Source organism: Mesorhizobium sp. M2A.F.Ca.ET.067.02.1.1 (assembly GCF_004023285.1).
In the GTDB taxonomy this organism is placed as follows: domain Bacteria; phylum Pseudomonadota; class Alphaproteobacteria; order Rhizobiales; family Rhizobiaceae; genus Mesorhizobium.
The window spans coordinates 1-10,368 of the sequence record NZ_RZSB01000134.1 but is presented as its reverse complement, the minus strand read 5'-3'; the positions used below and the strand labels follow the sequence as shown (position 1 = coordinate 10,368).

The 10,368-nt window shown below is 65.2% G+C and carries 10 protein-coding genes; 3 read left to right on the top strand and 7 right to left on the bottom strand.

What is annotated here, in order from left to right; translation table 11 throughout:
- The coding region (locus EOA28_RS12555; RefSeq protein ID WP_128314923.1) for a DUF680 domain-containing protein at positions 1-130 on the bottom strand (130 nt) is incomplete at its 3' end.
- A gap of 485 nt (positions 131-615) precedes the next feature.
- Here EOA28_RS12555 and EOA28_RS12550 point away from each other — a divergent pair.
- Entirely contained in the window at positions 616-1,293 is a 678-nt protein-coding gene (locus EOA28_RS12550) for a response regulator (RefSeq protein WP_127252830.1), read from the top strand.
- Positions 1,290-2,657, top strand: a complete 1,368-nt coding sequence (locus EOA28_RS12545; RefSeq protein ID WP_127252831.1) for a sensor histidine kinase — start codon at positions 1,290-1,292, stop codon at positions 2,655-2,657. The genes EOA28_RS12550 and EOA28_RS12545 overlap by 4 nt, the downstream gene beginning before the upstream one ends.
- Before the next feature lie 14 nt (positions 2,658-2,671).
- On the opposite strand, the gene EOA28_RS12540 is transcribed toward EOA28_RS12545, so the two are convergent.
- From EOA28_RS12540 to dapB, 6 genes are all read right to left on the bottom strand, one after another.
- The gene (locus EOA28_RS12540; protein ID WP_127252832.1) at positions 2,672-2,983 is read right to left on the bottom strand and encodes a type II toxin-antitoxin system RelE/ParE family toxin; all 312 of its coding nucleotides are present in this window, start codon (positions 2,981-2,983) and stop codon (positions 2,672-2,674) included.
- The gene (locus EOA28_RS12535) at positions 2,980-3,270 is read right to left on the bottom strand and encodes a type II toxin-antitoxin system ParD family antitoxin (protein WP_127252833.1); all 291 of its coding nucleotides are present in this window, start codon (positions 3,268-3,270) and stop codon (positions 2,980-2,982) included. The genes EOA28_RS12540 and EOA28_RS12535 overlap by 4 nt, the downstream gene beginning before the upstream one ends.
- Positions 3,271-3,378: 108 nt before the next feature.
- On the bottom strand, positions 3,379-4,254 hold the full coding sequence (locus tag EOA28_RS12530; protein WP_126078178.1) for an ABC transporter permease: 876 nt from the start codon (positions 4,252-4,254) through the stop codon (positions 3,379-3,381).
- A 13-nt stretch (positions 4,255-4,267) separates the two neighbouring features.
- Positions 4,268-5,122: an ABC transporter ATP-binding protein gene (locus EOA28_RS12525; RefSeq protein ID WP_126078179.1), complete on the bottom strand. Its 855-nt coding sequence runs from the start codon at positions 5,120-5,122 to the stop codon at positions 4,268-4,270.
- Positions 5,123-5,276: 154 nt separating this feature from the next.
- Entirely contained in the window at positions 5,277-6,236 is a 960-nt protein-coding gene (locus EOA28_RS12520) for an ABC transporter substrate-binding protein (RefSeq protein WP_245463494.1), read from the bottom strand.
- Positions 6,237-6,711: 475 nt separating this feature from the next.
- On the bottom strand, positions 6,712-7,488 hold the full coding sequence (gene dapB, locus EOA28_RS12515; protein ID WP_127252835.1) for a 4-hydroxy-tetrahydrodipicolinate reductase: 777 nt from the start codon (positions 7,486-7,488) through the stop codon (positions 6,712-6,714).
- A gap of 208 nt (positions 7,489-7,696) precedes the next feature.
- Here dapB and EOA28_RS12510 point away from each other — a divergent pair.
- Positions 7,697-10,368: sel1 repeat family protein (locus EOA28_RS12510; RefSeq protein WP_148670701.1), on the top strand; the 2,672-nt coding region annotated here is incomplete at its 3' end.

The window sequence follows — 10,368 nt, the reverse complement described above, 5'->3', positions numbered from 1 at the left end:
TGTCGACCTTGCCCGCAGGAGCGGTCACGGCCGGCTGATTGACGTTGTCGGAACCGTAATGGTCGCTGCCGGCAAAAGCGCCGCTCGTGGCGATGAGGAGGGCAGCAGCGGCAAAAGCAATCTTGTTCATTTCAGGTACTCCAGATCTCAAAAGTCGTGTCCGTCTAGTGGCGTGCCGTGATGGAAATTCGCGTCGCTCGGACCTCCCCGAGATGGGTCGGCCCTGTTGCCATTTCCAATCACGTAAAGTTGTGAACCGAACCGTTCGGTTCGATCTTGAAATTGCATGGAAGGCTAAGCGGCCAGACTCTTATCGTTTCATATCAATAGGTTACGGCGATCACCCGTCGAGATGCCAATCTGACGGGACCTGCCAGCGTTCACCATGGCTACACTAACCGTCAAACATTAATTGAACCGAACGGTTCGGTTTTATCACTTGCACGACCGGGCAAGCGGCCCCGCAGGCATCATGACCGGGATGGCGGCCGCCGGGAAACCGCGTTTGCCTTGCGGGCGGATCGATACTATCGGTTGCCTCAGGGAACCAATTCGGACGCCGCCCGCCACCCTCGGCGAAGGTCGGCGCCGTTGGGAGGAAACAGCGAACGAACGATGCGGCTGCTGCTTGTCGAGGACAATCGCGAACTGGCCGATTGGCTGAGCAAGACGCTGCGCCAGGCGAGCTATGTCGTCGACGTCGTGCATGACGGCGAGGATGTCGAGCATGCCTTGGCCGCCGGCGATCACGCTCTGATCATCCTCGACCTTGCCTTGCCCCGCATGGGCGGAATGGAAGTGCTGAAAAGGCTGCGGGCGCGCGGCAACCCGGTGCCGGTGATCGTGCTCACAGCCAATGCCAGCCTCGACGGCCGGGTCAAGGGCCTCAACGAAGGCGCCGATGACTATCTGGCCAAACCCTTCCAGATCGAGGAGCTGGAGGCGCGCATCCGCGTGCAGCTGCGCCGCGCCAACGACCGCACCGCGCCGGTCATTTCCTGCGGCGACCTCGTCTTCGACACCAACACCCGCCTGTTCTCGCTTGCCGGCGCGACGCTGTCGCTGACGCCGCGCGAGCACGCGGTGCTGGAACAGTTGGTCGTCAAGGCCGGACGCACGGTGAGCAAGGCGGCGCTCTCGGCGGCGATCTACGACTTCGACACCGACGCCGACCCAAGCGCCATCGAGATCTACGTGCACCGGCTGCGCAAGAAGCTCGAGGCATCGCGCGTCCAGATCGCCACCTTGCGCGGCCTCGGCTACCTCTTGCGTCACGACGATCCGGCGCCATGAGAATCGGCAGTCTTCGGATCGGCAGCCTTCGGATCCAATTGCTGGCTTGGGTGGTGCTGCCGCTGGCCGGTTTGGCCGCCATCAATCTGTGGACCAGCCAGCGCAACGCCCTGGCGACGGCGGACCTCGTCACCGACCGCATGCTGGTAGGCTCGGCGCGCGCCATCGCAGAGCAGGTGGCGATGGCCGACGGCGTGCTCGACGCCATCGTGCCGCCGGCGGCGATCGAGATGTTCGACACAGGCGACCGCGACAGCGTCTATTATCGCGTCGAGACCGCCGGCGGACGGTTGCTGACCGGCTACCCCGACCTGCCCGTGGCGTCGGAGCGGAACAGCATCGAAGCCTCCTATCGCGATCATCCGCTGCGCCTAGCAACGCTCAGCCATGCGGTGATCGGCGCCGGCGCGGATTCGCCCATCAAGGTCACGGTCGGCGTCACGCTCGCCGGCCATGACGCGATGGTGAAGCGGCTGTGGCTCAGCGCCTTCGCCCAGCAGCTTGCCTTGGTGGCTATTGCCGGCGTGTTCGTGCTGCTCGGCCTGCGCCGCGGGCTGGCGCCGCTGATCCGGCTGCGCGACGCCGTGCGTTCGCGCAGCCGCAGCGATCTCGAGCCGGTCGAGGTTCCGGGCGCGCAGAGCGAGATCCGGCCGCTGATCGAAGCGCTCAACGCCTATATGCAGCGCGTGCGGGCGCAGATGGCGGCGCAGCGGCGCTTCATCGCCAATGCCGCGCACCAGCTGCGCACGCCGCTGGCGCTCTTGTCGACACAGGCAAGCTATGCGTTGCGGGAGACCAAGGCCGACCGGCGCCAGGAGGCGCTGGTGGCGCTGCAGACGAGTTCCGGCAAATTGGCGCGGTTGGCCGAACAGCTGCTTACGCTGTCGAGAGCGGAACCCGGCAGCCGGCGGCCGCGCGCCGACCGTATCGACCTCACCGAAGCCGCCCGCCAGGTGCTGGAAGCGCAGGCGCCGGCGGCGATCAAGCGCGATATCGACCTCGGCCTCGATGAGAACGGACCGGTGCCGGTGATCGGCGACGGCACGATGCTGCGCGAGATGATCGTCAACCTGGTCGACAATGCTCTGCGCTATTCCAGGCCAGGCGGCAGCGTCACCGTGAGGCTCGCCGCCTTGGATGGCGAGGCGGTGCTCATGGTGAGCGATGCCGGTCCGGGAATCCCACCTGAAGAGCGGGAGCATGTCTTCGAGCGCTTCTACCGCCTCGCCGGCGCGACCGAGGAAGGCAGCGGCCTCGGCCTGGCGATCGTGCGCGAGGTGGTCGAGAATGCCGGCGGCAGCGTCACGCTTGGCGATGCCGCCGGCGGCGGGCTCAAGGTCGAGGTACGGCTGCCGCTGGCGTGAGGCCACTGGCCGCGTCAGTGTTCCGATTCTTCGTCCGGCAGTTCGAGCGTACGACCCGCATAAAGAATCCGCAGGATGATCACTTTGTCATCCACGATTTCAAACGCGATCGTCGCGCGCCGGCGCCACCCCACCGTACGCAAACCCGGGGCGATCTCGTCATGACGCATGCCACGCTCCGGAAATGTCGCGAAGTCGAGGCAATAGTCGATGAGACCTCCGACAAAGCGCAATGCCGTTTCCACGCCGGCTTTAGGCGCCAATTGGTTCAGCAGTTCGGCAATGTCTCGCTCGGCGGCAGCGTGGAACCTGACGTGGTACTTCATGCACCGGAGCGCGGTTTGGCGGCGATCGCGTTGATGTGCTCAGAGAGATTGCGGCGCAGCTGTTCGGCCGTCAACAGCTTCTCGGGACGGGCGCGCGCATCCCGCATTATCGGCACGACTTCCTCGCGCAGCCAACGTTCAACCGCCGCATCACGCGCCGCAAGCGTGCGCAAGCCATCACGGATGACCTCGCTTTCGGTGGCGTATTCGCCCGAGGCCACCTTGTCTTTCACCATCTGCGCCATTTCGAGCGGCAGTGTGATCGTCAGGGGTTGGGAGTTTCGCATGACCGTCTCCTCGATGCCCCTTGATATAGCACTGGTGCATGACTTTGTCATACACTTTAGGCAAGGCCGCACACCAAACATCGAACCATGATGGTGTGCGGCGATCGATCACGTCCCCTGCTCGTTGAATGGCGCCGGGCGCCACTTCACCACATAGTTCTCGAAGCGGGTGATCAGGAACTCCACCACCAGCGCCATCACCGCCAGGATGATCATGGCCGCGAAGACGCCATTGGCGTTGAAGGCGCCCTGCGCGGTGGAGATCAGGAGGCCCATGCCCTGCTTGGCGCCGAGGAACTCGCCGACGACCGCGCCGACAAGGGCGAAGCCGAACGAGACATGCAGGCTGGCGAGGATCCAGCTCATCGCCGAAGGAATGATGACCGATCTCGTGATCTGCATCGGCGAGGCGCCGAGGATCTGGGCGTTGGCGATCATCGCCCTGTCGGCCTCGCGCACACCCTGAAAGGCGTTGGCGAAGACGACGAAGAACACCATGACGACGGCCAGCGCCACCTTGGACGCCATGCCGAGGCCAAGCGCGATGATGAAGACCGAGCCCAGCACCACGCGCGGCACCGAGTTGGCGATCTTGATGTAGATCGAGAAGACATCCGCCAGCAGCTTGTTGCGGCCGAGGATGATGCCCGCCACGATGCCGCCGACCGCGCCGATGGCAAAGCCGAGGAACGTTTCCTCCAGCGTCACATAGATCTGCAGCCAGAGCGGCCCCTGAGAAGTGCCCTCGGTGACCCAGGACCAGATCTGCTCCCATATCCCCGACGGGCTGGAGAAGAAGAACGGGTCGATGATGCTGTAATCGGCGCAAAGTTCCCACAGGCCAAGGAAGACGACGAGGATCGCAAGCCGCAGGCCGATAACCAAGGCATGGCGCTTGCGCAGCCGCACCCTCGCCTGCGCTTCGGCGGCGACGATCGAGGTCGCGCGGATGGCAGCCTGTTCGGTAGGAGAGATGGCGGTCATGCTGTTTCCCCTTTCAATGGCCGGTCTGAAAGCCACGGCTCTGGCCGAGCTGCACTTCCTCGCGCAGATCGTTCCAGATCACCTTGGCGATCTCGATGAATTTCGGGTCGTAACGGATGTCGGCCATGACGCGGGGGCGCGGCAGGTCGATACGGTAGACGCTCTTCACCGTGCCCGGACCGGCGGTCAGCACATAGACCTTGTCGGCCAGCGCCACCGCTTCCTCCAGATCATGCGTGACGAAGACGACGGAGGATTTGAGTCCCGACCACAGGCCCAGCAACTCGTCCTGCATGGCGGTGCGGGTCTGCATGTCGAGCGCGCTGAACGGCTCGTCCATCAGCAGGATCTTGGGCTGGTTGATGAAGGTCTGGGCCAGCGCCACGCGCTTGCGCATGCCGCCCGAGAGCTGGTGCGGGTAATGCTTCTCAAAGCGTGAAAGGCCGACGCGGCCGATCCAGTCGCGCGCCTTCTCATAGGCTTGCGCCTTCGGCGTGCCACGGAAGAGCGGACCGGCAGCGACATTGTCGATGACGCTGCGCCAGGGAAACAGTGCATCGGCCTGGAAGACGAAGCCGATGTCGCGGCTGATGTCGGTGACCGGATTGCCCATGACGCGGACATTGCCGGTCGTTGGACGCAAGAGACCGGTGACGAGGTTGAGCGTGGTCGACTTGCCGCAGCCGGTCGGGCCGACGACGCAGGCGAACTCGCCGCGCGCCACCGTCATGGTGAAATCGCGGATCGCCGTCATCATGTGGCCGTCCGGCGTGACGAAGCGCAGCGTCACATCGTCGATGGCTATAGCGGCATCGGCCGGCGGCGCGGCGGGAGACAATTTCTCCGCCGCCATGGTCTGCGATTGCATGGCACACTCCTGTGGTGGTGATGCGAGAATGGCGGCTCGGGCCGGTGGCCTGCTCGCCGGCATCTCAAGGCGCAGCTGCCGGATTGATTCAGGCAGCCGGCGCAAGTCCTTGTTTTCAGGGCGGACGGGTCCGTCCGCCCTCGCCTGCCAGCGCCTACTTGGCCGCGTCCACGAACTCGGTCGTGTAGGTCTTGGAAAGGTCGATCTGCTTGCCCTGCAGGCTCTTGGAGAAGGTCGACAGAACCTTGAGCACCGTCTGAGGACCATCGGCCGGCATGCGGCCGTCCGGCGTGAACTGCGCCTTGCCGCCGGCGAGGCCCTGCACATAGAGGTCCTTGTTGCCGGCGTAATAGTCCTTCGGCATCTTGTCGGCGATCTCCTCGGCCGAATGGCCGGCGATGAACTTCATCGTCTTGACGAAGGCGTTGGCAAGCTTCTGCGCCTCGTCCTTGTGCTCCTCAAGCCAGCTCGACTGCACATAGAAGGAGGCCGCCGGATAGTCGCCGCCCAGCGCTTCCTTGGTCTTCTCGGGCGTGCGCATGTCGACCAACACCTTGGCCTCACCGGTCTGAAGCAGCTTGGCGATGGTCGGCTCGGTGGTCATGCCGGCCTGGATCTGGTCCTGCTTGACCGCGGCGATGAAGGTGTTGCCGGCGCCGACCGGAAGCAGCGTGTAGTCGCCCGGCTTCAAGCCGTTGCGGACCGCGAGATACTGTGTGAGGAAATCGGTCGAGGAACCAAGGCCGGTAACGCCGAGCGTCGCGCCCTTGAAGTCAGCCGGCGACTTGATCTCCGGATGCTTGGCCGAGACCAGCTCGACCTCGCCCGGCGCCTGGCTGAACTGCACGATCGACTGGATGTATTTGCCCTTCGACTGCAGGTCGACGGTGTGATCGTAGAAGCCGACGACGCCCTGCACGGCGCCGGCCAGCAATTCGTTCTCGGCCTCGACGCCCGCGCGGGAGTTGACCAGCTCGACATCGAGCCCTTCATCCTTGAAATAGCCGAGCTGCTGGGTGAGCACGGCCGGCAGATAGATCTGCTTCTCCATGCCGCCGACGATGATGGTGATCTTGTCGGCAGCCGAGGCCGCCGATGCGCCAGCGCCAAGCATGGCAAGCGTCAGCGCCACTGAGCGCAGCGCGCGTTTAGAGATGAAACCGGTCACGTAACTTCCTCCACCTAAGCGACGCGCCGCGCCGCATTTCCTCCTGCCGGCCGCTCCCAGGCCCGCTCATGTGGCGAACGCCACGAAACCGTCATGGCATGGCCAAGCTTTCAGCTGGCTTTCAGCCGTTTACAGGGCAATTGCTCAAGTTTCGTATTTGAAACCGGAGTGTTCAACTGCCAGCGCCGGCGCCGCCCCTCATTGCCCTGCCGGGCATTTCTCCCCGTGAACGGGGAGAAATAGGCTGGCCGCAACGCGCGCTCCTTCTCTGCAGGTCGGCGATTGTCGAAATCCTCAGCGCGAGCGTCCTTCTCCCCGTTTTACGGGGAGAAGATGGCGGCAGCCAGATGAGGGGCGGCGCCGGCGCTTGACGGAAAAGTGCAGAACAGACTTCAGGCACTGGGCCGAACTCCTTCGCACCTTACACGCCACCTAAGCCGAGCACATCGCGCACGTCGTATTCGCCGGGCGGCCGCCGGGCAATCCAGAGCGCCGCCGCGATGGCGCCGCGCGCGAACATCGAGCGATCGCCGGCGGCATGCGAAAGCGTGAGCGTCTCGCCTTCGGCAAGGACGCTCACGCTGTGCTCGCCGACGATGCCGCCGCCGCGCAGCACGGCAAAGCCGATCTCGCCGGCACCGCGCGGACCAACTAGGCCGTCGCGGGCGCGCCTGGCCACATCGTCCAGTTCAATGCCACGTCCGCGCGCAGCCGCTTCGCCCAGCATCAGCGCCGTGCCCGACGGCGCGTCGACCTTGAAGCGATGATGCGCTTCGAGGATTTCGATGTCGCAGTCATCATGCCCAAGCGCCCTCGCGGCCTGCTCGACCAGGCCGGTCAGCATATTGAGGCCGAGCGAATAGCTGCCGGAGCGCACGATGGCGATTGTCTTTGCCGCTTCGGCGATTGCGGCCAACTCCGAGGCGGTGAAACCGGTTGAGCCGATCACCAGCGCCGGACCGCTGCGCGCGGCGCAGGCTTTGGCCAGTTCGGCGGACGCCGCGGGCGTGGTGAAGTCGATCACCACGTCGGCAAGCGAAAGCGCCTCGTCGCGCTCGACCAATCCCTCGCCCATGCTGCCCGGCCGATGGAAGCGCGCGACAAGCTCCAGCCGCGGATCGGCGGCGACGGTCTCCGCCATCTGCCGTCCCATGCGGCCGAGCGCACCGGCGATGGCAATTTTCAGCGGTTGCGGCATGGCGATCCTGTCGAAAATCCGAGTCGTGACAATCCTCTAGCACGCCGCCTTGGCAAATTGATTCAAACGACTGCGGGCCGCGACATGCGGGCGATACGAGGGCGAACTATACGCGAATGTGAAGCGCCACACTCATCATCGCTGACGCGACATGCTAATTTAGCGCCTGTGTCCGGCTGCGCCCGGACCAAGTCCGAGGGGGACGCTCATGCTGCGGCCAGTGCACGCCCTGGTTCTTTCCTGCCTCGCCTTGACGCCCATCGCCGGGGCGGCCCTGGGAGCGCAGGCGTCTTCCGAAAAATCCGACGACGCGGCCAAAAAGGCTGCGGACGATGCGGCGAAGAAAGCCGCGCTTGCCGAAGCGATCAGCGTCTGCGACCGTGGCGCTTCCGTGCCGCTCGATCCTGAAGCCAAGGCGCCGCCTGTCCAATATGGCGCGCTCTTTCCGCAAGACTTCGATCTCACCAAGCTCAAAACCCTGGCCGACAAATGCCAGGCGGCGATGCTCGGCGCGCCACAGGAAAAGCGGCTGACGCTTGAATGGCTGCGGGTCCAGGTCGCGCTCAATCAGCCGGGGCTTGCCTTTCTCCTGCCGCAGATCAAGCTCATCGCCGAAGGCGGCAGTCCCGAGGCGAATTATCTGCTCTACGAGGTCTACTCGGTGCATCGGCGCGACGGCGCCGACGCCGGTCCGCTACCTGTCTCGCGCGACATGGCGCTCGAAGCCTTGCAGAAGGCAGGCGCTGCCGGCCATCTCACGGCGCTCGAGACGCTGCTGCGTCAGTATATCGATGGGCCGCTGCTGCGCCGCGATGCGCACAAGGTGGTCGAGACCGCGCAACGCGTCATCGACGCGCCGGCCCAGGGCCAATCGCCCGGCGAATGGGACAGCCAGTTCCGTGCCGCCATGCCGCTGCTGATTGCGCGGACGACGCTGGAGAACGACGGCTTTGCCGCCGAGGAGCAGCACAAGGCTTTTCAGGCCGTTGCTGCGGATACCAAGGCCGGCACTGGCGGGCCCGAAGCGTCGGTGCTCGCTTATATCAAAGCGCTGCGGCTCGGCCGAGGCACACAGCAGGACGCGGCGAAGGCAAGGCAATTGCTGGAAGCGCGCGTCGCCAACGATCAATATGCCATACCGATGCTGGCCGACATGCTGGCCAAGGGCGAAGGCGGGCCAGCCGACGGCAAGCGCGCTATCGCCATGCTGCGTGCCGCCTCCAAAAACGTCGCCGGCGCCGGGCCAATGCTCGCCGGCCTGCTGCTCGACGGCAAATTCGTCGGCCGCCAGCCGCGCGAGGCGATCCGGTTGCTCAATGCCCCGTGGGACCTCGACGCCAGCATCAGGCTGGCGAAGCTGCTTCCCGACTATGACGGCTTTCAGATCGACCATCCGGACCAGCTCGTCGAGCGCCTGAGCGACGCCGCCGAGGCCGGCGAACCAGGTGCTGCGCTGGCGCTGGCGCGGCTGCAGCTGTCGGACGATCAGCGGTTCAAGAACGAGGATGTGGCGCGCGCCATGCTGAAGCCGCTGGCGGACGCGGGCGACCGCGACGCGCTCTGGCTCTACGCCTCGACGCAATATGCCAACCTCGATTCGACCAGCTATCGCCCGTCGCGCCGCGACGACGGCCTGAGCGACGATCAACTGAAGGTCCTGATCGACGAAGGCGAGGCCAAGAAGCAACAGCAGGCCTATCTCCTGCACGCGAATCTTTTGCGCAAGGGCGTGGTCTATCCGCAGGACGACCAGAGGGCGACGACCATGCTGATCAACGCCGCCAATCTCGGCAGCGTCGAAGCGATGGTGCTGCTGGGCGATGCCTATGACGATGGTCTCGGCGTCGACAAGAACCCGCGCGAGCGGCTGCATGCCTGGCGCGAGGCGGCGCGGCTCGGCTCGCTCAAGGCCAAGAGCAAGCTCGCCAACGCCTTCACCTTCGACAGTTTCGACCATCTGATGACGCTGCGCGAAGGCATCACCGATCGCATCGCCCTTTACAATGACGGCATCGGCAGGATGGGCGTCGGTGTGTTCGGCGCCAACGACGCCGGCATTGAGCTGAGCGGCCTCTTTTCCGGACCGGCCTCCAGCGCCGGAAGCGCGGCGATCGCGGGCGCGGTGATGGATGCATTTCGCGAGGCGCCGGCCGGCCTCGACGACCAGAACCTTGTCGGCATCGGCAAGGCGCTGCCCGACGAGGTCCGCGTCGCCATCGAGACGACGCTGAAGAGCGAAGGTTTCTATACGGGCGAGCCGAAGGGCTATTTCGGCCCCGACGCGCGCAAGGCGCTCGCCGCCTGGGTCGATGCGAAGGGTCCGCTTGGCGACCCTCCCCGCCCGCAAACCACGGCGGAGCAGCAGGCCGCGCCGGCTCCCGGCGGTCTCGACGCGGACGTCGTCAACCGCATCCGCGACAAGGTCTTTGCCCAGGCGCAGGCCGCCAAGACCGACAAGCAGAAGCTTGCCGCCATCAAACAGCTCGGCATTCTGGCCCGCTACGGCGACCTGCCCTCGCGCTGGGTACTGGTGCGCAACTACCATCAGGCAAGGGCCATTCGCTCGGTCGTCACGCCGGACGAGATCACCCGCTACGCGCTGGACATCCTGGTGTCGAAGCCCGAGGGCGTCGAGAAGCCGGAATTCGAGTTCATCTTCGACCTGACGCAGATCGCGCAGGACCGGAAATCGAAGGCGGTCGGCGGCGCCACTCTGCAGGCGATCCGCGACGATCCGCGCCTGCAAGACCCGCTGACGCTCGGCGCCATGATGGGCCAGTTCGCCTTCGCGCCGGATGCCTGCGACTCCGTGCTTGCTGCTGCGAAGAAAGCCGGTGTCGACGGCGTCGGCTCGGAGGGATGCGACGAGGACACGCGTAC